The organism is Nitrospira marina (assembly GCF_059568365.1).
Map to the genome: position 1 here is coordinate 1267871 of NZ_JCANTH010000001.1, position 25667 is coordinate 1293537.

Sequence of the window (25667 nt, forward strand, 5' to 3'; positions counted from 1 at the left end):
GCGATGACAAAGCAGGTTCCTTTGATTGAAAAAGTGAATTGGCGAGCTAAGTTAGTAAACCTACATCTGGGTGAACTTGGTAAATTGTGCGCCAGGATGTTTCCGGTTGTTGGTGGACGTGCTTTCCAATCAGGACAAGTTGTCCAGGTTAAATGCTGAATGGTGGACAAAAGGCTGTAGGTTGAGAAAAAGGGAGACGGTGCGTTGGGAAAGAGGAAGTCACCGGTAGTTAGTGCAGAACAGGGCGATAGGTGAATACCCAATCTGTGTTTGCACAATGCGAGTTCTCCCGATTGAGTTGGAGGTTTTTGGTTCTCTTGCTTATGGGAAAATATGCGCATAGGGGTTTCGAGCGACCTCATCATGTCGTCAGGGGGGAGAAAGAGGGCAATAACTTGTTTGAGGGGCTGTGTGAGGATGGCTGAAAATTTGCCTATGGTGCTTTGGGAGGAACCTGAGGAAGAAACAGAGATGACCCACGGAAATTCCGTGGGTCAACCGATGAACTTTGAACGGGGAAATATTATCCGACGAGTTCGGCTACTGGTTTTTGAAAAGATCGGTGATTGTTTTTTCGCTGTTTAATCCATCTGCCGGTAGTAGAAGGAGTTGGCTCCGAGTTCGGCTGAGTAACGTGTGCCGGCTGCCTTTTACCAGTAAGAGTATCCTCCACCTGTTGGAGTTCCTTGAGATGGGAGTGGTGTTGTTCCAATTCCCACGCAACCGCTTTTGAGAGTTGCGCCACCTGTCTGCGTAATTGGTTCATGGCGTGCTCATGTTGTAATAATTCGCTTTTGCGAGCCAGGCTTATGTACCGGCTATCCACATACATCATTGGTTGATCCCTCCGTGTGTTGACTGTTAATACTTCAATGCATTAATCCGATTGCCCGTTACTTTATTGGGCAAAAGCAAACCTGTTGCCACATTCCGTTTTCCTCAGGATTTGACACCTAAAGCCTTGATGATTCAATGAATTTCCATCACTAATTATCCATCTGGTGTATGCTCGATTCCTGAAATGGCTGAGTACGGTCACTGTTTTTTACCATCAGCAGAGACGGATTCATTTATTGTTAAGCATCAACATAAGCTTGAGTACATCTGAGGTGAAGCACCAAGAACGTGAAAAAATTTTTCGACGAATACTGGATTTACGGCCCTTTCTATTTTTATGCAGATTGGCATATTTTGTAGAATGCCTTACATTGATTGTTGCCTGGCAAAATTTTTCCGATCTTGTTTCTTTTTATGCTATTTTTATTATGTTGGGGCTTTGATTCCCTACATCCAGAAAGAGAAAGGATGGGGGTGATGACACTGGATATGATACGGTTTGAGTTGTAATTATTTGTTTTTGATATGGTAGAGATGCTCGTGCTTTCTAGGGGTTTCTTTAATTTCTTCTTTAAGTTGCGTATTCAACTCATTCTGCTATTCTGAATGGTTGGACAAGATCTTCATTCGAGCCAAAAATCATTCTTCAACGGCTGAATTTGTGTTTGTCAATCCCGCAAAAATTAAAGACTCCAGAAAATCGATTGAAATCCGAATGGTTATTAAGTTGAAAGGTATCTGAGCATTGAGAGATTGGTAATTCACCGAATCATTAGCAAGAAATACAGGATGTCTATCAAGAAACTATCTTCAGCGCAATTTCGTCTGAAATTGCTGAATCTCATGACTCAGAAACATCATTGGGCCTGGCCTCAATTCGTTGGGCCAACCATCTCCAAAGCGCAACTCAAAATTCATTATCAACAAGAGTACGCTGTCTATGTCCGGGACTTCCCCGTTTTTCTGGCGCGTATTCACGGGCAAAATCCTCCGTTAGAAGTCCGAAAAATGTTAGCCGAAAATATTTATGAGGAAGATACCGGGATGCTGTCATTGGGGACTTCACATCCTGAACTCTTTATGAGAATGATGGAGGGGTTAGGGTGTCGCTCACGCGAATTTGAGAATATTCGGTTATTGCCTGCTACCCAGCGCTATCGGTCCTGGTTGGACCGAATTTCTAATAGTTCTGATTGGGTCTTAAGCGCCGCCGTTTTGACGATTTTTGTCGAAGGCAGCGTCAATGATCGTCATGAACTCCTCCATCCGGTTCAATCCAAAGCTCCCCAGCATATTCAGGAAAAGATTACACATCATCCCCTGGTTCAGCATCAGGGAGTCTCGCACCAAGCCATGGATCTTATCCGAGCGCATCAAATGGTTGAGACGGGTCATCGTCATGATGCCTATGCGATGGTGATCCACTATGCCGGCTCTCGTTCCCACCAAGATAAAATTCTGGCCGCGGTTAAAAAAACTCTTCACCTTTGGCTTCGCTATCGTGATGGAGTGGCTCGTGCTTGTGGATTAAAGAAAAACGAGAGTGAAGTCCGCTGATACGACGACGCTTCACGTGTTATGGGTAAAGTTTAAAAGAAAACGGAAACGTTTTTAATCTGGATCTTTTTTGGCATTTCCTCCACAATAGACTTTTTTCATTCAGAAGCAGGAGGGAAAGAACATGGCCACCATTGGGCAATTCATGACACGGAATCTGAGTTTTGTGACTGAAGATGCCAGCATCCAGGAAGCCGCTACACATATGCATAACCAGCGGATTGGTTCCTTGTTGGTTAAGCAGGAATCTGAATTTTCCGGAATTGTGACGGAAACGGATGTCGTGCGCGCGGTAGCTGAACACCCTGGCCAAGTTGAACGCTTGAAGGTGAAGGAGCTGATGTCCAGCCCGATCATAACCGTGGACAGGAATATGTCCGTCCATTATGCCCGGGATCTCATGGCCGATCGGAAAATTCGTCACTTGGCCGTCACCGGAGAAAATGGAGACATTGTCGGTATTATATCGGTGCGAGACCTTTTGGCCTACTTTAAGACAGTAGCGAAAAACCTTAAAACATCTGAAGAGGATAGGTGAGCTCGATCATCCCTAATCAGAGAAGTATGAGACCTCTGAAATGATTACTGGTGATGAGGCATTTCTGGTGAACTTACTCAATTTTTGCTGCTTCGGCTTGTTGAATCTGGAGGGAGAGACGCTCTTCTTCCTGTCGAATGCGCGTTATCCGTTGTGCAATCCAGGGGCCGATGTGTTCTTTTTTTGATTTGGCTTGACCTTCCAAAACAGTAATTTCCTCTCGAATCGCATCACGCTGCTCTTTTAGCGCCTCTATCTGTGCCATGGCGTCGGCTTTGTCAAAAATCAGTGATTCAGGATTACTCTCCACAGCTTTTTCTTCGACATGCGGCAATTCTGAGGATTGGGGCGGCAAGACTCGAATGCCATCCTCTAACCTGCGTTGATTCATGACGACGGGGGAAACAATTTCAATTCCGGCAGTATGCAGCGTGGTGAGCATCTTTGCACGAAGGTTTGACCTTGCACTGAGTAGTTGTTTGACCTCACTTAAGAATCCGGAGACTCGATAGGTCACGGAATAATCTCCGAGCTCCATAATGTGGACAAACGGATCCTTGAGCTTGGCCGCGAGAGCGGCTTCCGCTAATAGGTTTTCAATAGTTTGGTGGGAAATATCATAGCCTAAAGAAACCGTGGCGGAGACAATCGTGCCCGAGGAACGAAGTACGGTTATCGGGTGAGAAACCAAAAATAAATTGGGAAGAGTCGTGAGGTCGCGTTCTTCTGTTTGAATTTCCGTGTGAAACAATCCCCGTTCTGTGACCCGCCCGAATTGATTTTCCACGCGAAGGAAATCACCTAACCGAAAGCTTTGCATGCCTCGCAACATGAAACCCGCCAAGGCATTCGAGACAAAGGTTGTGGAAGAGAGGGTAATCACCGCGGTGATCAGCAGCGCCAATAGCTGAAAAAGTTCTTTGTGAGTTTCTTTGTCGACAGGAAGGGCCAGGAGAATGAGAACAATCCCAACTCCCACCAGTAGTAACATCCCCACACGGGCTGAAAATCGGTCTTCCTCCTTCAAGCCGCCATTTCGGCGAAAGAAGAACCAATGGGCCACCCATAACCCTGTACTGACCAGTGCGAGGACCAATAAAATTGGAAGAAAGATTGGCAGGGTATCAAAGAAATGATCAAGGAAGGTCATAATGTTAAGAATAAGAATACCACATTATGCCCGAATTCGCGGGAAGGATAAAGCTAAAATGGTAAAAGAATGATAGGAAGAGGCAACGCAACAAGCGGCCTCTTCGAATTCCCGGATTCGCTTGGAGGAGCGAGTGAAAGGCTTTTCCTCCAGACCATCCAAAATAATGCAAGAACAACCTCAAGCAAACCAGTTGAGCTGTCGGGAGGCTATGGCATCGGCCACAGCGGTGTGTAATTTTTTTCGATCGACCGGCTTGACCAGATAATCGGTTATTCCTTGTTTCATGAGCTGTGTGGCCAAATCGATATCGGGAAACCCGGTTAGGACGATCAACGGCACGCTGGGATATTCCCGTTGAAAATATTTTATGGCTTCTAGGCCATTGATATTGGGCATCCGAATATCGGTTATAATGACATCAATAACCACTGGATGCTCTCCTTCGTTAAGGATGCGGATGGCTTGGGCGCCGTCTTCCGCGTCCACCACGTAGTAGCCGTCTTTTTCCAAGGACATTCGAACGACTTTGCAAATGGCGATTTCATCATCAATGACCAGGACTCCGCCCCGATAGCTCTGGCCGGAGAACATGCCCGCGGTTCGTTGAGTCGTGTCTGATACGTAATTCGTGTTCATGGCGAATCCTCCTTGAAGTCTCGTATGCAGTGAAATAGTCTCTCTGCCCAAAGAAACCTCTGAATCCATCTGTATGGTATGAAGCATTCATGTCCATTATTATTTTGCAATCAGTGTGCCTTGATGGGCTGATAAGGTTATATGGCCCTCTTTTGGAAAACAGTCCTGGAAATAAATAGGAAAAATGGAAAGAGTGCTTGGAGCGTTTATAACCAGGAAAAAAGGGACAGTCATTGAAGATGTCTACAGAGTATTCACCTGGGCACCCATCGTAGACATTGATCTTCTGGAGCAGACAGAGAAGCCGGAGAAAATGCCTGCGAGTCCATTGTACGCGTGTGAATGAGTCTGCCGTGTGTGGGGGATTAGATGATGGGCTTCCGAGCGATCACGGAGGTGGTGGAATGGTACAACGCCCAATGGGTGGAGTCCTGTGAGAGCCTGACATATTCCTGAATGTCTTTGGGTGAGCATAAGCCGGTCTTTGAATATTCCTGTTCGAGTACCATCGCCGATTCCGCCATCACCTTAGCCATTGACGAATTTCCAGGACAGAGATGCATGAGGGATTGAACTCTGACGATATGGTAACCTGCCTCTTGCAGATTGTGCGGAAGCCGGAGGGCATAGGCCGGATCTAATCCGAGATTGATGAACATCTGACAAATGGCTCGGTTCACCCTGCCTTGGGGTGTCTCTTGCTCCGGGTCCGGCAATGTCGCCGAGGTGAAGTCCGGTTCTTCGAAGAGGGCCCAGCCTCCCGGATTGAGGAGAGAATACATTTTTTCCAACATGGCCCTCTCTTCTTGATTATGAATCAGGACATACCGGCCATGAAGGAGATCAAAGGATTGTTCTAAGGGGACATCAAGAAAAGAGCCTTGATAAATCTGAATAGGGGGAGAATCATCCTTGTGAAGATACGCGATTTTCTTGTCGACACCCACAGCCCGTCCCGTCGGCCCCACACGACTTCCCAGCCAACGCAAGATGGAGCCTGCCCCTGCGCCTAACTCCAGACAGTGCCAACCCGGTTGAATCCCCGTTTCTTCCAATAGCCTGATGGTAACCGGATCATTCGCAGCTTCGACCAATTGTAATCGTTGAAATTCCCGCTCTTCAGATTTGTTGTCGAAAAGATACTGATTCATCGCTGTCCCTCTGCTGCTGCTGGTCGTTTCATGATATCCACGGCCGCATGGCATCCGGCCAGATACCCTGTTGCCCAGGCCCATTGAAAGTTAAATCCGCCGATGCGGCCATCGCAGTCCAACATTTCTCCAATCACATAGAGCCCAGGCATGTGCCGAGAACCCATGGAATGGGCAGATATTTCTTCCAGGGGGACACCCCCGGCCGTGACTTCGGCAAAGTTCCATCCTCGTGATCCGATGATGGGAAGATCAAGATTGGTGAGTGTCCGGACCAGATTGCGGCGAGCTTCTTTGGACAAGAGGTTAATTGGAGTGTCAGAAAGTCCAGGTTCTTGGATGCCGGCCAGCGTGTTAGCTACACGCGTGGGTAACCGCTCGGCTAACAGTGTGGGAACAAGTTTTCGCCCGGGGAGGGAGGCGGCCTGCATGAGCCATTTCTCCACATCCTGGTTGGTGAGGTGAGGAAAGCAATGGAGATGAAGGCGGACAGCTTCTTCTTTTGCGGCTGCGCGAACCCAAACCCGGCTGGCATCCAAGACCACCGGCCCACTGACGCCGAAATGTGTCCACAACAAGCTGCCGGTGCGTCGATCGAAGTTTTTTCCCGCAATGGTAGTGGTGAGTGTTACGTCATGAGAAATACCCGAAAGGGTGGCATGGAAAAACGAAGGCTCAAGGAGCAAAGGCACCAAGGCAGGATAGGTGGCGGTGACGGTATGCCCCAACTGTTGCGCCAACCCCCAACCTGATCCATCGGATCCGGTTTTGGGGAGAGACCGGCCGCCAGTTGCGAGAATGACCCGTTTGGCCCGAAGCGTTCCCTGGGAATGTCGGATCAAGAATTCCTTTCCCTCTCTGGTCAGATCTTGAACGAAATGTTGAGTTAAAAGAGCAACGCCCAGTGCTTCGCATCGTCTGAGGAGCCCATCAAGGATTGTTCGGGCTTTGTTGCTCACGGGAAACAGTTTGCCCGTGGATTCGATTGTTAACGGGATCCCCAAAGAACTAAACCATCGAACGGTGGCCTGTTCGTCGAAGCGTCGAAGGATCCGGTCAATCAGTTTTCTGTTCCCGTGAAAGTCGGAAGCGGTGACCCGTTGGTTGGTGACATTGCAGCGTCCACCCCCAGACACCAGGATCTTGGCCCCGATAGTTTTCGCACTGTCCAGAAGGGCAATAGAGAGATTCGGGTTTGTTTCCGCCGCAAAGATTCCGGCTGCCAGCCCGGCTGCTCCTGCGCCGATGATGGCGATGTCGATGTCGGAAGGCATAGGCAACATCTGGAGCGAGTGAAGATCTATCTGGGTTGGGAGTCCGACCGTTTACGAAACAAGACGACATTCTTTTTCAAGTAGATGATTTCCGCTCCCCATCGCGAGCTCAGCCATTCCCAGGTCCCGTGTGAAAAAAAGCAGACATGCGTGGGGTCTTTAATGTAATACCAATTGAGAAACGGTCGATCGGATGGCGCCAGTTGGGTCATGATTCCCAAGATGCCATCAATCTTCAGTCGGGCCCATAACTGGCCCAATTCCAGTCCGGGATGGTGAAGATGCTCGGCCACTTCCGTGGCTGTGATGAAATCATAGGTCTTTTTTAGGAGAGTAGGATTGTACGCATAAAAGGGGTCATAAATCGACAGGGTATGTCCGGATTCTTGAAGCATGAGAGAGAGGGTCGGACCGGGACCAGAGCCAAAATCCAATCCGGAACTATGAGGTCTCAGGCGATTGTGGAGTGGTTCGGCTAATTGGTTTAAAAACTGTCGATAGCCCGGGTCGTCAGAACGGTTTTCATGGTGGTCGTAGTGATCCTTTTCCTGTTCGAGTGATATGTAATAGACGGGTGGAACGAAAATGAGCCGACAGTGCCCGCAGGAGAAGTATGACCGGCACCGGTCGTTTCCCACTAATGTGGATTCCGGTTTGAAACACAGCGGGCAGGCAGGAGAAATGGCGATAAGTTCCCCGCGTGAGGATTCAGAATGAACAAGGAGTGGGATGATAAAAAATGGCTCTCCAGGCTTGGTCAACCGTCTTAGTATGAGATTTCTTCATGGCAGGTTTCCACCTTCGTTTGTGGATTCTGGTGGGAGACGGGTCGGTGAGCAGGAACTGTGACACTTATAAGTTTCTTCCATCGGCACAAGCGATACAGAGGGGGGCGGTGGGATCCACGTCTAATCGTTTTCTGGAAATTTCTTCCCCGCACCTCACACACCAGCCGAATTTGCCGTTTTCAAGACGTTGGAGGGCTGATTCGATCCGCTGCAATTGAATGTGCCGGCGTTGTTGGGCGGCTTGAGCCATCGCTTGTTGTTGGAGCGCATCCATTCGTGAGACGCGCCCGACTGTGGTTTGGTCCAGTTCCACTGGTTGGGCTGCTTCCTGCCCGGTGGAGGATACGGCCAACAATTCTCTCTGGAGGGTTAGGAGCGTTGTACGAAAATGGTCGTAATCAGGCGTTGGCTGTGTCATGAGGGCAAAAGAAAAAAGGACGATGTCTCTCTTGTCGTATAAAATAAATACCTGGGAATAAGCAATGAACAGCCTTGGGTTTGGTCGATGGTCAATTCAATGTACCCCAGCCAGACCGTGAAAGGCCAATGGTCGACAAAAGAAAATAAGAGGAATCATTTAGCAGGGAGAGCAAATGGAAAAATTATTGAAAGGGTGATCACGTTTCAGGAAGAGGTGTTTTTAAAAAGCAAAGAGCGCTGTACGAGGTTGTCCGCCCACCAAAAGCCAAGGGCCGTATTGGTGACCTGCTCAGATTCACGGATCGATCCTACCCTGCTCCCCCAAACGGAACCGGGAGGTTTGTTTATTAATCGAAATGCGGGGAATTTAATTCCGACGTCTGGGGCGGCCATGGGGGGAAGCACTGCCACTCTTGACTATGGGATCTCCCTCCTGGAAGTAAAAGATATTATCGTTTGTGGACATATGGATTGCGGTGCGATAGCAGCCTTGTAGCATCAGGAAAAACTTCAGGAGCTTCCTGCTGTCAAATCGTGGCTGCAACATGTTGAGACCACAATGCGAATTATGAAAGATCTATACACGCATTTACAGGAAGACAAGTTTTTTGCCGCTACCATATGGGAAATTGTGTTGGTTCAACTCCATCATCTTAAGACGAATCCGGCGGTTGCAACAGGATTGCGTCGGGGAAATTTGCGCCTGCATGGATGGGTCTATTCCATCGGGACGGGTGACGTGTGGGTGTACGACTGGGAGAACAACTGTTTCATGGAACCCAGAGAAAAGATGGGGCCAACCATTATTTGATCCGGTTTAAAATCGTTCACCATCTCCTGCCTCGTGGGGGCGGAATTTTGGAGGTAAGAGGATGGGGTTTTGACCAGATGGCGATTCCTGAAGTACAGGGCATGGGTATGCGCTATCAATGGATCTCGAATTGAGGCGTGTATTTTTGGCTATTTCTTTTAAGTAGACTGCCCGAATTTAGCAATGGTGTGAGCCATTACCAATTCGGGCTGCCCAGATAGATGTGACGAAAAGTCTTGAGAAACTTACTCGATAGTCAGCATCCACAGATTATTTTGGCCACCGTTTCCATTCCTTACTTTGTGAATCAAACCACCATTGGGGGCCACTTAAATAGATTCGTTTATGGCATTCTAGGGTTTCCTGGTGATTGTTTGGCCATTCCCTCCATTCCTTACTTTGTGAATCAAACCACCAGTCCGGTCCATCAGTGTTCAGATTCTGATGTTCGTCGAGAGACCACTGTGGTTTTTGTGAGGGCCATTCTCTCCATTCCTTACTTTCTGAATCAAACCACCAGTCCGGTTGCTGAAGATATAACATCTTATGCCCCTCTAGGGTGATTCTCCCTTCACTGTCCCACAGATTGGCATGCTGTTGACAAAAATCATTGGTTTTCACTTTGTCTTGAGCCAACCCATATGTGGCGAAAGTGCTACTGAATAGAAGAAACATGGCTGTAATAATTCCATATCGTTTCATTGGCAGACTCCTTACGTTAAGCACGCGGGTAAATTAATTAAAAAATACTGTCAATTCACGCCCTTCTACCTTTTCTTGGGAGTTGGTGGAAAGGCTATCCAGAGCGGCCATTTTCCGGAATATTTAAAAGAGACGATGAATTAATTGAATGGTAATGAACGAATGGGTCCGGACAGTAGGGATAATTTTGTTAGAAGAACCCGGATTATGTCCAAAGGATAAGTCTTGGTCCCATAACACGTCTTGAGGAAAGGCCTTCTGGTCGTGTGGAGGATTGACGGGATTGGAGTGGGGGAGCAAGTGGAGAAATTAAACGACGTAATTCCGATCACAAAGTATGTCTCTCTTGAGAAGCGGCAAAAATTATCCTTTGTTCGCGATCATACGGGTAGAGGATTTTACACACGCATCAGGGTGTTTTGATCAGTATGGTGAAGCACCTCAGGGCATCCTGGAATCTGTAATTTCGTATCTTGCTTATAGCTGAACTTCCAGGTTTCGTGAATGGTGACTGATAATTCATATCGCACCGTTTTCGCAGCCTGATCCAGATAGGGATTGGAGAGAATTCCATGCACACCGTTTCCCGCGTCAGCGGCCATGTGAAACTCTTTTGTGTCAGGCTCCGAATTGTGTCAAATCTTGCCAGTTGTTTAACCCGTTTTTAGGACCACCATATTCGAATTGACTGCATCCAACGGATACCTCGAATGGCGAGACCTGCGGATTTGGGAACGCTCAGTTGCAAGGGTTTTGTTTCCAAGCATCGTAGGACATGGGCCGCGGCCCGATCGGCGGTCATCATCAGTGGCTTCCAGGACGCCCTGGGCAGCTTCGTATCCACAAACCCAAAGCGAATATTGGTGACGTACACGCCATGCGATCGGAGCTTTAATCCCATGGAGACTAAATAATTACTAAAGCCGGCCTTCGATGCCGTATAGGAAGGGGCGTCGGCGTTGTAAAAATCATCGGCGAGACTTGATAGGCCGATAAAGTGCCCCTGTCTTCGCTCAAGCCAGCCTGGGGCGAGGGCGGCCAGGGTTCGCACCATCGACGTGAAATTCACGTCAACGACGCGGGCTTCCTGTGAGAGGTCAGGAAATGTCAATCGCGAACCAATGGCCGCGCAAAATATGCAGGCGTCAAAATGCCCTTCTTGGGCAAGAAGAGTTTGTAGAACCTGCGGATACTCGGGAGTGGCGATATCCTGTACGATATGCCGTGGGCCATCCGGACCAAGTGGACTGGGACTTCTCGAAAGTCCGACGACATGTTCACCACGAGCGAAAAGCGCATTGGTTACTGCTGCTCCGATTCCATCAGAATTGCCGATTAGGAGAATCTTCCGTGTCATTCAAGGGCCAACTGAGATGGTGGGTAAAGCTACAATCCTGGCATGAAAAAGTCTGTAAGTGAAGAGGGAGCAATCAGAAGGACCCTGACCTGTACATTGTGGCATGTGTTGGCTAGGATGGTTCGACAGATCGTCCGCCCCTGCTTACACGAGTATGAAAAAGAACATCACCGTGTTTGTGTCCTATGCCCGCGCCAATCGTGATTTGGCGACTCGATTTTTAAAAAAATTTAAAGAGCAGGCCGCGCCCTCCAAACAGTATCACTATACCTTCTGGCGGGATAGCGATATCCTGGTAGGCGAAAAATGGCACGAAGAAATTCAACACGCCTTGGGAGAGTGCGACGTGGGATTGGTCCTGATCAGCCCTGCGTTGCTCGGGTCCCAATATATTCAGGATCACGAACTTCCCAAGTTTGTGAAGAGTGGAGGTCAATCCGTTATTCCGGTCATGTTGCAACCAATCGATTTGGAACGGCATGATCTGAAAGGTTTACTCCAGACGCAAATCTTTCGGCTGGATCGCCCACGTTTCGCCTCCCCGAAAGCCTACGGGGAATGTTCGGGTTCTCATCGTGATCAATTTGCGCTGGAATTGTTTCGGCAGGTCGAGGCCCGTTTGGATAAAATCCTGGCCAAATAATCCTTAGGAGTATTCAGGTCCTATCCCGACGGAAGATATTTCTATTATTCAATTGAAGAGCAAAAAGAAATTCTATGACTGAACCCACGATCATCTGCCCACAGTGCAAAACGGAAATTAAACTGACTGAGTCGCTCGCTGCGCCTCTTCTCGAAGCCACCAAGCGAGACTTCGAGCAACGACTTGCTCAAAAAGATGCTGATGCCGTCAAACGGGATGTGGCCTTGCGTGAGCGCGAAGCCTCGCTTGCCAAATCTCAGGAGCGGTTCGAAGAGCAGGTGGCTGACAAACTAAAACTCGAACGCAGCAAAATTGTGGCGGAAGAAGCGAGAAAGGCCAGGCTGGCGCTCTCCAATGATCTCGACCAGAAATCTAAAGAAATACGTGAGATTCAAGAAATACTTAAACAAAAGGATGAAAAGCTTGCGGAAGCACAAAAAGTTCAAGCCGATCTGCTCCGTAAGCAACGGGAACTGGATGACGCCAAACGCGAATTGGATCTCACTATAGAAAAGCGCGTCCAGGAGGGACTTACTGTCACCCGGGATCAGGCCAAAAAAGAAGCCGAAGAAGGGCTCAAATTTAAAGTCATGGAGAAAGAGCAGACCATTGCTTCCATGCAAAAACAAATTGAAGAACTCAAGCGTCGTGCTGAACAGGGGTCTCAACAACTTCAGGGCGAAGTCCAGGAGCTCGAACTCGAAGCCATGCTCACCTCGAAATTCCCCCTGGATCAGATTTCACCTGTGGCCAAAGGCGAGCATGGCGGCGATGTACTGCACCGGGTTGCCAGCTCATTCGGCCAAGCCTGCGGAACCATCTTGTGGGAATCGAAGCGAACCAAGAACTGGAGTGATGTCTGGCTCATCAAGTTACGTGAGGATCAGCGGCAGGCCAAAGCTGAAATTGCGATCATCGTCAGTCAGGCTCTACCCAAAGAAGTGGACACATTCGAATTCATCGACGGCGTCTGGGTCACTCATCCCAAAGTTGCCCTTCCCCTGGCTATTGCCATGCGTAATACGCTCATGGAGGTGGCTTGCGCCCGGCAGGCCTCGGAAGGACAGCAAACCAAAATGGAAATGGTCTATCAGTATTTAATGGGTCCGCGCTTCCGGCAACGGGTTCAAGCGATCGTCGAAGGGTTCTCCTCGATGAAGGAGGATCTTGATAGAGAGCGGAAAGTCATTATGAAGCAATGGGCTAAACGTGAAGAGCAAATCGATCGGGTGATGATGGCGACCGTGGGCATGTACGGGGACCTGCAAGGCATCGCCGGGAAAACGTTGCAGGAAATTGAAGGGCTGGAACTCCAAGCCTTAGATGCGCCCAAGGACGAATCCGACGGAAAATTGTTGTAAGAACTTCCGTCTCTGCTTCCTTCAACATCAGCAAAGGCTTGGTCTTAGCATGATCAAGCCCGTATCGACTCGTTCTCCGTGGTCTTACAGCTAGATACCACAATTATCCTCAGTCATTCTGCTATCCATCAACATTTCTCACCCTTCCATCAACACAGGGCTCCTGCCTTCTCTGGTTTTGCTTTCGTTTCTAGGGGACTAGGCCTTCCTGTAATAGGTTCGGCCTGTAAAGCCAAATCGCATCCTTAAAAAAAAGAACATGGCTGAATGGATGGAAGAGGTTCCGTTTCAGTTTCATGCGGATTGTGGCCTCACACCACACGACACTGGTTTGGGGAAATTTGTCCGTCTGCGTACTCTAAGGAGTGAGGCAAACTGCCTCACTTCCATGATTGAAAACTGAAAACAGTAGAAAAACCCCACTTTAACATTGGCACGTAATTTGGAATAACCTTCGGAGACAGGGTAAGAGCCGAGTCTATATCACCAACCAAGGAGACAGTTCTGATGGAAATATTAAGGCAAAAGATGCAATTGAGAGTCTGGATCATCCTTGCCACGGTTTCTTTCGCCTGTGCCTCGGCTTGGGCGGGCAGTGCCGGAGATCTTCAACCACGAGTCCCATCCGATCGTATGGAGCAGGCCCTTTCCTTTACGAATCCCTTCACCCTCACCGAGGAATTTATTGCGAGCGGTAAAACACTCTATGAAGGCAAGGGCTGGTGTGCCTTTTGCCATGGATGGGAGGGGACGGGGGCACCGACCGCGGGTCGAACCTTTCCTCCTGATATCAAAATGCCAACCAATTTTGCGGATGCGGCCTGGCAGGCAGCCAGAAGTGATGGGGAGCTGTTCTGGATTCTGATTCATGGGAGTCATGGAACCGATATGGTGGCGTACATGCCGCAGTATATTACGGACAAGGAGGCCTGGCAGATCATCGCCTATCTCCGTACTTTCAGAGGAACATAATGGTTGCCATCTATGTTCCTAAGAACACACGCAGTGGTGTGAAAGGAGTTCATCTCTAATTTTTATATATTCTCATAGAGGAGGGACATCATGCGGGAACAACAATTCAGAACAAGTCAGATGGTCGGGTTTGCGGCTCTTATGTTGTCGGTAGTCGGGGGATGTAGTCATTACGGAGACCACGAAATATCCAAGACGGCCAAGGCGACCATTCAAGGATGCACGGATCCGGCCATTACGGGAACCGCCACTCTCAAAGAATTTGAATCTGAAGAAGGCATCAAAAAACTCTATGTCCAGATGGAGGTCAAGGGATTAAAGGATGGGAAGCATGCGGTTCATATTCATGAGGTTGCCAGTTGTCAGCCGTGTGGGGCTGCGAAAGGTCATCATGATCCCGGGCCCTTTGGCAAGTCCACACCTGACGCGCCGGACTTCAATCATCCCTTCCACATGGGGGATTTGGTCAATATCACGGTAGTCAACGGGGTAGGGAAACTGCATGCAGTAACCACCCGGGTTGCGTTATCGGATGGCCGGTTAAGCGTGTTTGATGAAGATGGCAGTTCATTCATCATCCACACCAATGAAGATCTCTATTGCGATCAGGATAGCGAACTCAATCCTGGATGTGCCGGTGGGGCTCGTGATGCCTGTGGAATTATTGAGCCGGTAACCTCGATGTAAGTAGAACGTCTTTGGCGTGACGCCTAGTTCAAGGAAATGAAGTGGTCATATCCCATAATGTGGCTGCAAGCATTCAATGAAGGGAATACACAAGGAGGAGTGATGAGACAGATATTTCAGTGGGCAAGTGGACTTATCTTGGCGCTGGCGGTGGGTGGATCGCCGCTGTTGGCACAACAACACGGGCATCAGCAGATGATGATGCCCCGCGTCCCTGCAGACAAGCTGGATGAAGCCCGAGCCTTGCAGAGCCCGTTGCCGTCCTCCCCGGAAATCGTCGAAAAAGGCCAGGCAATCTATGAGGGCAAGGGCACGTGCGTCAATTGTCATGGGGTGAGTGGACGCGGCGATGGCCCAGGGGCTTCGACTCTCAACCCGCCGCCTCGGGTGTTCCGGTCACATGGGTTTTGGAGACATCGGTCTGAAGGAGAGATTTTTTGGGTGATTAAATACGGATCACCGGGAACCGGGATGATTCCCTTTGGTGGGATGTTATCGGATGAAGAGATTTGGACCGTGATGCAATATGAGGAAAGTTTTTCCGGAGGATCACATGGGGGAGGGAGAGGTCCTCAGGGAGGCGGACGGCACCAGGGCCGGGGCATGATGATGAATCGCTAATAGACAGAAAGTGTATGCCGTCACACAACCATAACAGGGCTACTTTGACAAAAGAGGAACTGGGTTTCGAAAACACCATGAGGCCATGCAGCGTGAGCAGGGTGCCACCTTCCCGGCCGGAATACCATGAGTTGGCGATGGCCCATCATCAGGCTGCGGAAGCGCTGGGCGCAGTGATCCCGACCAAAGACCTCAAGCAGATCCTCCCTCATCTCGAGCAGACCATCCATGCTTGCGTGAAATGCCATTAAGTCTTTCATTTGCAGGATTAATGCAAATTTGTGCAATAATTATTGTTTCTCTTCCTGGTAACGACTAGAATTCTTACCTGAATTTGTCATGCCTGCTGGGTATAGCAGGTATCTTTTCACAACCATCCCAGAAGTGACCCGACTTCATGACGAATACTCATTACGGTTATGCCATTCTGGCCAGTTTCCTCGCGGCCGGAGTCACCACCTCAGGCCTTTATGTCATTCGTCGGTTTGGAACATGGGGACAATACAATGCCACGTATTTTTCCTGTTTCGCAGCAGGTGTGCTGATTTCGGTAGCCTTTCTCCATATCATTCCTCATGCCTTCCACATGAACGACCAGGCGCCCGTGTATTTGCTGGCGGGCTATTTGGCCTTTCATTTAATCAACCGGTTCATTCATGCCTATGTCTGCGATAGCACTCCCGACACAGCCATTGGACTGATTCCTTTGCTCGGTATCGGCCTGCATTCGACATTGGATGGAGTCGTGTATGCCATCACGTTTAGCGTCAGCGTCTTAACCGGAACGTTAGCGGGGATTGGTATGGTCTTGCATGAGTTTCCTGAAGGGATCGTCACCTATGTGCTTTTACTTCGTAGCGGGTTCAGTCCAAAAAAGTCATGGCTGTTGGCCTTTCTGGCTGCGGCTCTGACCACACCGATTGGAACATTGTTGGCCATCCCCATAATCCATCAGATCAATGAGACCGTCCTGGGCGCGATGTTGGCGGTTTCAGCCGGGGCGTTTGTGTATGTGGGAGCCACGCATCTTCTGCCCTTAGCCGAGCGGGAAGATCGTCCCTACAGTCTGGCAGCCATGGGCGGCGGTGTTGTGGTCGCCCTCGGTATTATCCTTACTCACGGCTAATTCCAGAAAAACCAACTAATTTTTATAGTTGCTAACCGAGGGGGTGACACATTGGTCCGAACACGGTCAAAGGAGAATCGCAGCCGTGGAAAAAATTCAAAGCATGATTTGCAATTGAAAAACTTCAATTGGGTGTGAGAAATGGAGATACCTATGAACCCACAAAGACCTTTCTAACGACTAACCCTAGCCATGCCCATAGGTTCATTCTCAATCTTACCCACGTGACAACCGTATTCAGGAAAACGCCGGATCAGGTCCTTCTTGGGCTAGGGGACTCTAGCACCACTAGAGTTCCTCGCATGATGGGATGAAATAAACAGTGGTAGGGATAATAACCTGGAGGTAAATGCTTGACCGTGAAGGTTCGATTGGGTCCAATAGGTCCGGAATCAAAGTCACATTGTCCACCGCTTTTACACCCATCGTGGGTAATGGAATGAATATCGGCCGTTGGATTTTCCCAAGAAATAAGGGTGCCAGCGGCAAGTTCAACAAATTTTGGGGAATAATACGGGGAGAAAGTGTTCAGGGTAATCCGAAATGTAGGAGTCGCCGCTGACGTAAAAGGCACAATCAAAGCAATGCCCATCATTAAAAAAATGACCGTTCCTCCAATATGTAATGGCTTAAACACACAAGACATTTTTCCCACAATCATTTTTCTGTTGCTCCCATACGTTGTTGCCGGAATTTATAGTTCGCCTTCTCGTTGTTTTCGTCCTTGATTACTCTAGATCATCTCAGAGACCAAAGCTTAGACCTCACGATTCATTATACACCCGGAAAGCACAGCGATGGGAGAGGGCTACGAGTCTCTTTTATCTGCCTGCCCCTCACGAGAAAGAGTTCACTATAATTTTTTTAGACGTGCACATCCACAAAAACACCCGTTGAGCCCAGTTTGGCATTAAGGTCTTTTGCCGTTTGGGCCGCTACAGCAAGTAGGTTATCGACAAGTCCCTTTTTATTGGATGATGAACGGCCAAATAGGAGATCATTAGCCAACGACGGATTTCGTTCTAGCTTGGACACCAGAAACTCTCTGGAGAATCCAGACAACGACAACTCAAGCACGTGTTTGGCGCCTTTTCCAAAGTTGAAATTAATCCCGGCCTGACTTTTAAAACGTGGTCCTTCCGAATGAAAGGAATCGGAGACCGCGGTTTTAAGATTTGATTGAATATTGGCGAAGGATGGTCCAAGTACTTTTTTATCTTTTTGAATTTGAAAAATGGTGTTGATGGAATTGGCGACCTTTTGAAGGGTGTCCGCAATTTCTTTGGCTTGAAAAGGGGAAAGCCCTTGTCGGGATTTAATGAAAGCTGTGGTTCCCACGGTTGGATCATAGGTATCTTCAGAAATGCCAACCGCGGCAAAAAACCCTGTGCCGTTGCTGTTGACCTCCAGGGATTGGTTCGGGGAAGTGAGGATGATCCGCTGCCCAGATGCATTCAATGTAGCGGTGACGCCTGCGGCAGAGGTGGTGATCCTGGTCAGCACATCCTCTAAAGAATCTGAAAGCACATCGATTGAAATCGCGACACCATTGAGTAAGATCGACCCTGTTTGCACCGAGGAAAACTGGGAGAGGGTCCCTAACGGTTTTTCTTCGTCCGGTATTTCATCTTGTCCCTGAACCGAGGAAGATCCGGTGAGTTTGGTTGCAGCCAGAAATCCCGACGTATCACTTCCCAGCGCAATGGTCGGGGAGGCTCCTAGGGTGTTGTGAGTCAGGACGACCGTCTCGTTGTCACTGTCAAACGTGGCCGTTACTCCGGCGGCCGACTGATTGATCCGGGTTAGCACCATGTTGATGGTGTCGTCGGCAAAAACATCAATGGTCGTCCCGTTCACCTGAAATGAGCCGGCAGAGACCCCAAACCCTTCTTCCAGGTTGGGATTGTCGTTTCTCGTTCCATTAAAAGGTTTGTCGGGGTTAACCGCACTTCCCACCGAATTCGAGACGGCTACCGTAAATGTATCATTTTGAGTGAGGGATCCTGATCCCAGGCTCAGCACCAGCCCATTTTGCAACGTGTAGGGATCATCGGGTTGGTAGAGAGTCAGGCTAATGGTTTCCACCAACTGCGCTTGGCTATTGCGTACCTCAAGGCCTAGGACGGGAGAAACTCCTACAATGCCCCCATTGGTGACCTGAAACGTTAAAGTATCGTTGCCATTATCGCCATCATAAACACCACTGAGAGTAGCCGTACTGGTTGAACTTCCGGTAAATGTGGGGCCAAAGGGAGAAAAAGAGGTCGGGGTGGTATTCACTTCTTCCGTCGATTGGCGGATTGTTGCGGTGGCAGGCGTGGATCCCAACCCCAGGTCGGCGGAAGAACTTGTGGTGGCTGCCTGCGCTTGTTCGCCGCCTACTCGTGCCCGGTGGAATAACGGAAAGGGATTCTTAAAGGAGTTTAAAGCTTTTTTCAAAGAGAGAACGTGTTGTCGAAGTAAGCGAAGTTCGTCCTCGGTTTCGGTCGCAGCGACAGAGGGAGGTGGCGCTTGTGAAATGGCATGCGTTCGAATAGACGCATGCGCCAAAGAAATAGGAGAAAACCCAGTTGCGAAAATATCATTGCTGACTTGCACGAACCGCTCCCTTTAATAATCGTGCTCCACCGGCCGAATGTCCCGGGTGAATGAGAAGACAACCGTGAATATTCCTTGGCGCAAAGCCCTGGATTCATTTGAGAAAGCCAAAAGGACAGGATGGCTCGACAGGCGGGCCAAGAACGCTGACTACGGGCAGAAGAAAAGAAATATGGCAGATTCTACCATGCGTTTTCTCGAACCTTTCGGCAATCCCGCTGCCATAAGGCATTTCGCCCCTTAGGCCGGTAACTTTGTACCCTCATCTTTTCAGACGAGGTTGCCTATGTAAATTTTCTGGTACCTTTATCGGCATGATTTAAAAACCCTTTCCAAATCATCACAGATCCTAATTCAAGTTCGTTTAAGTCAAGGTTAGGCTAAGGATTCGCCAGAAAGTTCGGTATACACTTGGTGGAGGTTTTTGCATTTTTTTTACCGAATTTCTCAGTTGTCGGTGCGGAGAAATCTATTAAGATGAAAGGTCTGACTCGCGGCGAAACTGGAAAAAGCGCCTCGCCAGTCCTTTACTGTCCAAGTTATGAAACGATTTTCAACAGTAGCTGGTAATGTCATTACAAACTGATAAAGATGGTCAAACTAAGAAAGTAGATAGGAGGTAGGTATGGATCGTACCAGTAACGGAATGTTGAAAAGGTGGCATGGTAAACTTGGTGGGGACAGCGTCAATTTCAGCGTGGGCACTTTTATGGTCATAGCTCGGCACGATGCGGGATACAGTTCCTTCAACACCTCCAAATAATCCGCTTATGACCCACGAAAGGGATCACATCCGAATGCCTCTTCGGATCGGACATCGGGGTGCGGCGGGCCATGCACCTGAGAATACGCTGGCTGCTCTGGAGCTCGCAATCAAATTTGGTGTCGATATGGTCGAGTTTGATGTCCGGCGATCGGCAGATGGAGCCCTGGCGCTCCTTCATGATGATTCGGTTGACCGGATGACAAACGGGGAGGGAAAAATTGAGGAATTATCGCTAAGCGTACTTCGGGAATTGGAGGTGGGAGGGGTCGAGAGGGTTCCTCTCCTTGAAGAAGCTCTCGCCTGTCTCAGTGGAAGGGCCGGTGCCATGATTGAGCTGAAGGTGAGGGGAATCGCCGCGGATGTTTGTGCGAAAGTGGAGGCGACCGACTTTCATGGGACAGTGATTTATGCCTCGTTTTTTCATGAAGAACTGTTGACCGTGAGGAGATTGATGGAAAATGCTTTCACGTTGGCGCTAATCGAGGTCGCGCCCATACATTCCACGGCCTTTTCTATCGAAGCTCAAGCAACTCATGCTGGATTGGCGTTGAATATTGTGACGCCTGGGCTTGTGCAGGCGCTTCAGGCGAAAGATATCAAAGTGTTTGTCTATACGATTGACGAGCCTGATGATATTGCACGGATGAAGCGACTGGGGGTCGATGGAATTATTTCTAACTTCCCCGAACGGATCTAGCCGGTCTTGCGCTCAAAAGCCTTTTCAGAAAAACCCTGTTTCTCCTAGTTTGGCACCAAAAAATCGTAGTGACCGATCAAGCCATCTGATATCTCTCCCGATGCGTCCGGTGCATAGTCCACGATGACCCTCTCTAAATCGATTGTTGTGAGTCCCGCATCCAGAATGACCACATCCATTGGCAGTAATTTCTGGTTCAGTTCATTGTTGGGGATTTGGTCGCCCCGGAAATAGAGCTGTGTGACCAGTTTTGGATGCTCTGGAGGGAACAGTTGAAAGTGCAGGTGGGAAGGGCGGTACAGTCCGGCTTCCAGGTCAATGGGGTAAAAGCCGGGAACAATGGTTTTGAACCAATAGTCTCCCTGCTCATTGGTGACCGCTCGTCCCCAGTATTGAAAATACGCATCGTAGTTCCGGTGAATGATCTTTCCGGTCGTGGGATGGGGAAATTTCAACATACTGTCATCCTTTTTGTGGTTGTATCGGCCGGAGGCTGAGGCACTCCACATGATGATCACAGTGCGAGGTATCGCCTTTCCGGTTTTTGCGCTCAGGACTTTTCCTCTCAGATAAATGACCTGTCCCTTGGCTTTTCCCCTGCGACCTTTGACAAACGTGAGATCCTGATCGTTCGCCTGACTTATGGGAATGCCGATCCCGTGGTTTTCGCGAATGGCATCTATTGGGTCTCCCTCGTCGGGGAAAAATGGTCCCAGGGATTGACGTGGAGTTGGTTCCTTGAGTATTTCTGCAAGGCTGGAGGAGCTAATGAGGCCTCCAGCTAACAAGCCGAAGATGCCCATACCCCGCTTTAACAGGGTTCTTCTGGACAAGTTATGAGGTTCTATTGTCATAGGGATTCCTTCTTCAAATTTGGAAGTGCAAGACTATGGTAACCGTAAGGCTGATGGCGGACGGGTGACAACTCTGGACAGTGGATAAACCGTTCGCTTCTTCGGTCATTTTTTCATATATTCTCCGTACTTTCAAATACCGGATGCAGGATGTAGCCTTTCAAGATGAAGTGAATGTGCGGTATGTTGTCCCGGAATAACAGAAGGTGTCATGGGCCCAATCGGCTTCGTCTCTTCTGTGTGGTGTCCCTGAAATCTTTACTCTCTATTGGTGAATTCTTGATCCCCTCGTTTTTTCTGTTGCCGTGACTGAGCCATCTTGTAAAATATGTGTTGGAGCATGGCCGTTCAAGGATCATTTTCTTGTCGATTGTGGTCTGACCAGAGCGTTTGTGTTTGAGGACCAGTTTTTTTCGGGCTGGACCGTATTGGTGTTGAAAGACCATGCTTCCGAACTGTTTGATTTATCCGGAGTTGCGCGCCGCATGTTGATGGAGGAAGTCACCCACGTGGCGCAGATACTGACACAGGTTTTTGACGCGAAGAAGATCAACTATGAACTGCTCGGGAATCAGGTGCCTCACATCCACTGGCATCTGATTCCAAGGCTCAAGACCGATCCCGATCCATTGAAACCGGTGTGGTGTGTGCCGCATGAGCCTGTCCGGCTTTCCGCTGAACAGCTGTCCGAACGGGTCCACCTTCTTCGATCCGCTTTGCGCATCGATCCCAATCAACCCCTCTAGTCTGCTCAGCCTAGCGAGCGTGAATTTCAGCTCACCTCGTGGCGCTTTCCGTGTTGTTACCCTGTTGTCCTTCCATCCTCATTCGCTTCGAAATCTTCGTTTGGAGTAGAAGAGGAAGAGGCGGATTCCGGCTCCAGTGAATCGATGAGAAATCGCGGTGGCGCCGGGGGACTCGTTTCGAGCTGTGTATATTGACAGGGAGGAATGTCATCCTTTAGCCGCCTCAGAAGCGTGGGAACTTTCATCTTGGGAGGAACATCACACAACCAGACGTGCATGCCGGTTTCCAATTCGTCAAAGTGTCGTTTTAAAGTAAATCCTGGTTTTTCCATGAAATAGGCAGAAAGAAACCCTGTGATGCCCTGTACCACCCAGGGATGCTCTTTCACATATCGATAACTGACCCGAATCTCTACCACCTCAAGCATGTCTTGATCTCCCTGTGTAGTCGAATAAACCCTATTTGGAAAGTTATACCCTAACAATAATGGCGTCTATTGTGAAATTGAGAAGAGCCATTGGGAATTTTTTGTTTCTGTCTTGCCAGACATGCTTGGCCTTCTACCCCTCCGTAACCCTCATGCCTGATTTTTTTTCGGACATCCCGGTTGATTTCTGTCTCTCTATTTGAGCCCGTGACGTCACGGATGGATAGTCGTGGAAATACCAGCCCGGTAAGCCTTGCAAACCACGGTGGGGTCGTTGAAAGAAGAGACAGATTATGGCCTGAGATTACTTTTGCAGGGGAGGATAGGAAGCAGGAGTATGCTGAAAGGTTAGGGAAGAGGGACGGATATGCACGGGTTAGTGGATAGATCCGTCCCCCACTCTTGATTAAGCTTAATCGTGCTTTTCGCCCTTGCCGTGCTTGCCTTTTTTGTCACGATCTTTGCCATGCTTTTCTTTGTATTCCTTCATCTTTGCTTCCCGTTCTTCTTGCATTTCCTTCCATTTCGCTTGTTGTTCCGGCGTCAGTTCGGCCTCAATTTTTGCCATGGCCTGTTTGCGCATCTCTTTCATTTGTTGGTGAAGACCCTCCATCTTCTGGTGTTTTTCCTCAATGATGGGGAGGATTTTGTCCTGTTGTTCCTGTGTGAGCGACAGCTTCTGCGTGAGTTTCTCCAGCATGGATTTTGGATCATGCCCGTAACCATGCCCGTCTCCATCTGCCCAGGCTGCTCCGGCACCAAACATCAATGCGCTGCTGAACAATCCGGCGATCATCAGTCGGCACAGCCATGGTCGTTGACCGGCTTGGGTGATCTGGTGTTCGAGTGAATGTTTCATACATACCTCCTAGATTAAGAAATGATACACAGGGTGAACGGTTATGGGAAAACTATCCAGTATATCAGAACCGAAAGAAGCTGTGTGGTGGGTTTCCAAGAATGATTAACAGACGTGTTGAGACGATGCGGTCATGAGGGCGTCATTCGTCACGGAATCCACCGTGATGCAGGGCAGGGGATGGCGGCTTGCTACCGTTTGCCATTCAGCTTGTTTCAATAGGGGAACGATTGCCGTATATCCCAACTCCTCCGCCATGACCCACGGACTTTCCAAAAACCAGGTAGATGGCTCAGCGACCGCGCCTTTTTCAAGAAGAAGGCGAATGATTTGCATGTTGCCTTTAAATGCTGCGGCATGCAGGGGAGTCCACCCTGTCACATCCTTCGCGTTGACGTCAGCTCCCCTTTCAATAAGTGCGCCGACTGTGTCCACATGACCGAATGCGGCCGCAACCATTAGGGCGTGGGTCCTGACAATGGGAAAGGTGGTGTTGACATCGGTTCCATCCTTGAGGAGAGCCAACACTTTTTCCGTGTCGCCGTTGGTGGCGGCGTTAAAATACGACAAGGCGCATCCCGAAAGAATCAAGGCCATGACCAGGTAGGCAAGACGATAGACGTACCTGTTCATGAGGGGTCCTTTGGCTGGATGTCTTTTCATCCCCAATCACTCAAGAGAACCTTGACCACCTTAAAAGGGATAATCCAATCCGGCATACACATTGACTCCATCCTTCCCATACGCCACATCAACCCGACCCACGATATGGGGGCGGGCTAGGAACCGGAATCCTATCCCAGGATTGACCTGAGGGTGGAGGATGGTGTTGCTGCTAAAATTGGATCCTACACGACCAATATCGATGAATGGCGCGACTTGAAAGTCCAGGAGATATCCGAAAATTTTTTGTTGTCGAATCAGCACCCGTTCTTCCAGATTAATTACCAGGGCGGTGGAGTCGATGAATCGGCTTCTTCCGAAGGCTCGAAGGGAATCCTCTCCTCCCAAGGTTGGGCGTTCATAGAAGGGCGGTGTTCCCCCCTTAACAGTGTCTGCATACAAATGGGATACAAAAACCAGACGGTTATGGAAATGTGGGACAAGATGGCGGGCATCAATGGTGGTTCGCCACCAGTCCGTCACAGGTTGTTGTTTGAAATTCTGATTCCATTCGACGGACACGTTCAAATAGGTTCCCTGCGTGGAGATTAATTGGCGGTCCCTTGTGTCATAACGAAATGTCAGTTTATGTCCCAGAATATCTGCTCCGCCAATGCCGTTAGTGTTTGGAAAATCCTCTTGAATGTCGGGCAGCGTATTGATGATTCCGTCGTCGACGCGTACCTGGTGGTACCGCTCGCTCCACATAAGGGCAATATCCTGAGCTAAATGGATCCCGGCAGTGAGATCCACTAGTATTTCCTTTGACGTATAAGAGGTTTCATCGGATTCATTGGTTTGGCTCCCGATGCCAAAAAATCGCCGGAAGGGATTTTTAAACCAGGAGGCCCGGCCCGCCAGGATATACCGCCCCCCTCCTGCCCCAACATTTTTGTAAGACAGATCGATATCACGCTGAACTTTAGTGGAGTAGGACAGGATCGCACTGTATTGCGTGGTATCAGAAGGATATCCATAGTAGTTCAAGGTCAATGTTTCACCGATATACTTATTATGCAAATATTGGGGAGCAATAATGTCTTCTAAATGGCCATTCGCATTTGATCGGAGCATCGGGACGAGGAAACCGTAATAGGCCCCTTCATTGCGGCTGTAGGCGAAAGCCGGGACGGGAAACACCGTAAATTCTCCCTTGGTCGGAAGAGACCTGATCGCTTCCTCTTTGGCTTTTTCCTGTTTTGCTTCCCCTCTCTGTCCTTCCGTACCCTGTACTGGAAAATCCGGGTCGTATTTGAATCGTTCCTGCCGCTTCTGAGAGGCCCGGTCAGGATCAGGAGCGTTTTGCCCCAGGGAGGTTTCTGGGAAAATACCCGCTCCGCACATCACAAAAGTCACGAAGGTAACGATCTTGTTGAAAGACCCGGAAAATTGTCGGCGCATGGTTCATGGTTTTCGGATGAG

At 49.2% G+C, this 25667-nt stretch carries 28 protein-coding genes, 1 pseudogene and 1 riboswitch; of the genes and pseudogenes, 12 read left to right on the plus strand and 17 right to left on the minus strand.

The genetic code is table 11. From position 1 onward, the window contains the following. Nucleotides 1-523: 523 nt before the first annotated feature. On the minus strand, nt 524-835 hold the full coding sequence (locus LX98_RS05210) for a hypothetical protein (protein ID WP_496427884.1): 312 nt from the start codon (nt 833-835) through the stop codon (nt 524-526). Nucleotides 836-1626: 791 nt separating this feature from the next. On the opposite strand from LX98_RS05210, the gene LX98_RS05215 reads away from it, so the two are divergent. Beyond that, nucleotides 1627-2394: an iron-containing redox enzyme family protein gene (locus tag LX98_RS05215; protein ID WP_496427885.1), complete on the plus strand. Its 768-nt coding sequence runs from the start codon at nt 1627-1629 to the stop codon at nt 2392-2394. Nucleotides 2395-2518: 124 nt separating this feature from the next. Further along, nucleotides 2519-2932, plus strand: a complete 414-nt coding sequence (locus LX98_RS05220; protein ID WP_496427886.1) for a CBS domain-containing protein — start codon at nt 2519-2521, stop codon at nt 2930-2932. Between the two features lie 73 nt (nt 2933-3005). Here the strand turns inward: LX98_RS05220 and LX98_RS05225 are convergent, their stop codons facing one another. From LX98_RS05225 to LX98_RS05250, 6 genes are all read right to left on the minus strand, one after another. Further along, a complete protein-coding gene (locus tag LX98_RS05225; RefSeq protein WP_496427887.1) occupies nt 3006-4082 on the minus strand; it encodes a mechanosensitive ion channel domain-containing protein in 1077 nt (358 codons plus the stop codon). 180 nt (nt 4083-4262) lie between these two features. Further along, entirely contained in the window at nt 4263-4721 is a 459-nt protein-coding gene (locus LX98_RS05230) for a response regulator (protein WP_496427888.1), read from the minus strand. Nucleotides 4722-5086: 365 nt separating this feature from the next. Then, nucleotides 5087-5872: a methyltransferase domain-containing protein gene (locus LX98_RS05235; protein ID WP_496427889.1), complete on the minus strand. Its 786-nt coding sequence runs from the start codon at nt 5870-5872 to the stop codon at nt 5087-5089. Continuing rightward, entirely contained in the window at nt 5869-7146 is a 1278-nt protein-coding gene (locus tag LX98_RS05240) for an aminoacetone oxidase family FAD-binding enzyme (RefSeq protein ID WP_496427890.1), read from the minus strand. The genes LX98_RS05235 and LX98_RS05240 overlap by 4 nt, the downstream gene beginning before the upstream one ends. Before the next feature lie 26 nt (nt 7147-7172). Then, nucleotides 7173-7907 (minus strand): methyltransferase domain-containing protein, encoded by a 735-nt coding sequence (locus LX98_RS05245; protein WP_496427891.1) that lies wholly within the window; start codon nt 7905-7907, stop codon nt 7173-7175. Between the two features lie 91 nt (nt 7908-7998). After that, nucleotides 7999-8352: a TraR/DksA C4-type zinc finger protein gene (locus tag LX98_RS05250; RefSeq protein ID WP_496427892.1), complete on the minus strand. Its 354-nt coding sequence runs from the start codon at nt 8350-8352 to the stop codon at nt 7999-8001. Nucleotides 8353-8451: 99 nt separating this feature from the next. On the opposite strand from LX98_RS05250, the pseudogene LX98_RS05255 reads away from it, so the two are divergent. Then, nucleotides 8452-9165 (plus strand): annotated as a pseudogene (locus tag LX98_RS05255) (carbonic anhydrase). A 270-nt stretch (nt 9166-9435) separates the two neighbouring features. Here LX98_RS05255 and LX98_RS05260 read toward each other — a convergent pair. The 3 genes from LX98_RS05260 to LX98_RS05270 all read right to left on the minus strand — a co-directional run bounded on the left by LX98_RS05260 (nt 9436) and on the right by LX98_RS05270 (nt 11224). After that, on the minus strand, nt 9436-9867 hold the full coding sequence (locus LX98_RS05260) for a hypothetical protein (protein ID WP_496427893.1): 432 nt from the start codon (nt 9865-9867) through the stop codon (nt 9436-9438). A gap of 398 nt (nt 9868-10265) precedes the next feature. Beyond that, nucleotides 10266-10469, minus strand: a complete 204-nt coding sequence (locus tag LX98_RS05265) for a hypothetical protein (RefSeq protein ID WP_496427894.1) — start codon at nt 10467-10469, stop codon at nt 10266-10268. A 62-nt stretch (nt 10470-10531) separates the two neighbouring features. Further along, nucleotides 10532-11224, minus strand: coding sequence for an SDR family NAD(P)-dependent oxidoreductase (locus LX98_RS05270; RefSeq protein ID WP_496427895.1), 693 nt, complete (start codon nt 11222-11224; stop codon nt 10532-10534). A 154-nt stretch (nt 11225-11378) separates the two neighbouring features. On the opposite strand from LX98_RS05270, the gene LX98_RS05275 reads away from it, so the two are divergent. The 7 genes from LX98_RS05275 (at nt 11379) to LX98_RS05305 (ending at nt 16634) form a co-directional block, all read left to right on the plus strand. Further along, a complete protein-coding gene (locus tag LX98_RS05275; RefSeq protein WP_496427896.1) occupies nt 11379-11867 on the plus strand; it encodes a TIR domain-containing protein in 489 nt (162 codons plus the stop codon). A gap of 74 nt (nt 11868-11941) precedes the next feature. After that, complete coding sequence (locus tag LX98_RS05280; protein ID WP_496427897.1) at nt 11942-13228, plus strand: DUF2130 domain-containing protein; 1287 nt, start codon at nt 11942-11944, stop codon at nt 13226-13228. A gap of 507 nt (nt 13229-13735) precedes the next feature. After that, nucleotides 13736-14200, plus strand: coding sequence for a c-type cytochrome (locus tag LX98_RS05285; protein WP_496427898.1), 465 nt, complete (start codon nt 13736-13738; stop codon nt 14198-14200). Between the two features lie 90 nt (nt 14201-14290). Beyond that, nucleotides 14291-14887, plus strand: a complete 597-nt coding sequence (locus LX98_RS05290; RefSeq protein WP_496427899.1) for a superoxide dismutase family protein — start codon at nt 14291-14293, stop codon at nt 14885-14887. 102 nt (nt 14888-14989) lie between these two features. Then, nucleotides 14990-15508 (plus strand): c-type cytochrome, encoded by a 519-nt coding sequence (locus LX98_RS05295; protein WP_496427900.1) that lies wholly within the window; start codon nt 14990-14992, stop codon nt 15506-15508. 92 nt (nt 15509-15600) lie between these two features. Then, the gene (locus LX98_RS05300) at nt 15601-15759 is read left to right on the plus strand and encodes a hypothetical protein (protein ID WP_496427901.1); all 159 of its coding nucleotides are present in this window, start codon (nt 15601-15603) and stop codon (nt 15757-15759) included. Between the two features lie 146 nt (nt 15760-15905). Beyond that, the gene (locus LX98_RS05305; protein ID WP_496427902.1) at nt 15906-16634 is read left to right on the plus strand and encodes a ZIP family metal transporter; all 729 of its coding nucleotides are present in this window, start codon (nt 15906-15908) and stop codon (nt 16632-16634) included. Nucleotides 16635-16887: 253 nt separating this feature from the next. Here the strand turns inward: LX98_RS05305 and LX98_RS05310 are convergent, their stop codons facing one another. After that, a complete protein-coding gene (locus LX98_RS05310) occupies nt 16888-17295 on the minus strand; it encodes a cupredoxin domain-containing protein (RefSeq protein WP_496427903.1) in 408 nt (135 codons plus the stop codon). Between the two features lie 203 nt (nt 17296-17498). Then, complete coding sequence (locus LX98_RS05315) at nt 17499-19232, minus strand: hypothetical protein (protein ID WP_496427904.1); 1734 nt, start codon at nt 19230-19232, stop codon at nt 17499-17501. A 205-nt stretch (nt 19233-19437) separates the two neighbouring features. Beyond that, a riboswitch (cyclic di-GMP riboswitch) is annotated at nt 19438-19527 on the minus strand. 502 nt (nt 19528-20029) lie between these two features. On the opposite strand from LX98_RS05315, the gene LX98_RS05320 reads away from it, so the two are divergent. After that, nucleotides 20030-20695 (plus strand): glycerophosphodiester phosphodiesterase family protein, encoded by a 666-nt coding sequence (locus LX98_RS05320; RefSeq protein WP_496427905.1) that lies wholly within the window; start codon nt 20030-20032, stop codon nt 20693-20695. Nucleotides 20696-20739: 44 nt separating this feature from the next. Here LX98_RS05320 and LX98_RS05325 read toward each other — a convergent pair whose 3' ends face one another. Then, on the minus strand, nt 20740-21549 hold the full coding sequence (locus LX98_RS05325; RefSeq protein WP_496427906.1) for a dioxygenase family protein: 810 nt from the start codon (nt 21547-21549) through the stop codon (nt 20740-20742). Between the two features lie 305 nt (nt 21550-21854). Between LX98_RS05325 and LX98_RS05330 the strand changes: the two genes are divergently transcribed. Continuing rightward, a complete protein-coding gene (locus tag LX98_RS05330; protein ID WP_496427907.1) occupies nt 21855-22295 on the plus strand; it encodes an HIT domain-containing protein in 441 nt (146 codons plus the stop codon). Nucleotides 22296-22351: 56 nt separating this feature from the next. Here LX98_RS05330 and LX98_RS05335 read toward each other — a convergent pair whose 3' ends face one another. From LX98_RS05335 to LX98_RS05350, 4 genes are all read right to left on the minus strand, one after another. Next, entirely contained in the window at nt 22352-22723 is a 372-nt protein-coding gene (locus LX98_RS05335; protein WP_496427908.1) for a hypothetical protein, read from the minus strand. A 412-nt stretch (nt 22724-23135) separates the two neighbouring features. Beyond that, the gene (locus LX98_RS05340; protein WP_496427909.1) at nt 23136-23582 is read right to left on the minus strand and encodes a Spy/CpxP family protein refolding chaperone; all 447 of its coding nucleotides are present in this window, start codon (nt 23580-23582) and stop codon (nt 23136-23138) included. 105 nt (nt 23583-23687) lie between these two features. Then, nucleotides 23688-24215 (minus strand): ankyrin repeat domain-containing protein, encoded by a 528-nt coding sequence (locus LX98_RS05345; RefSeq protein ID WP_496427910.1) that lies wholly within the window; start codon nt 24213-24215, stop codon nt 23688-23690. 60 nt (nt 24216-24275) lie between these two features. Further along, nucleotides 24276-25646 carry a BamA/TamA family outer membrane protein gene (locus LX98_RS05350; RefSeq protein ID WP_496427911.1) on the minus strand — a complete coding sequence of 457 codons (1371 nt, stop codon included), beginning with the start codon at nt 25644-25646 and terminating at the stop codon, nt 24276-24278. Nucleotides 25647-25667 lie beyond the last annotated feature (21 nt).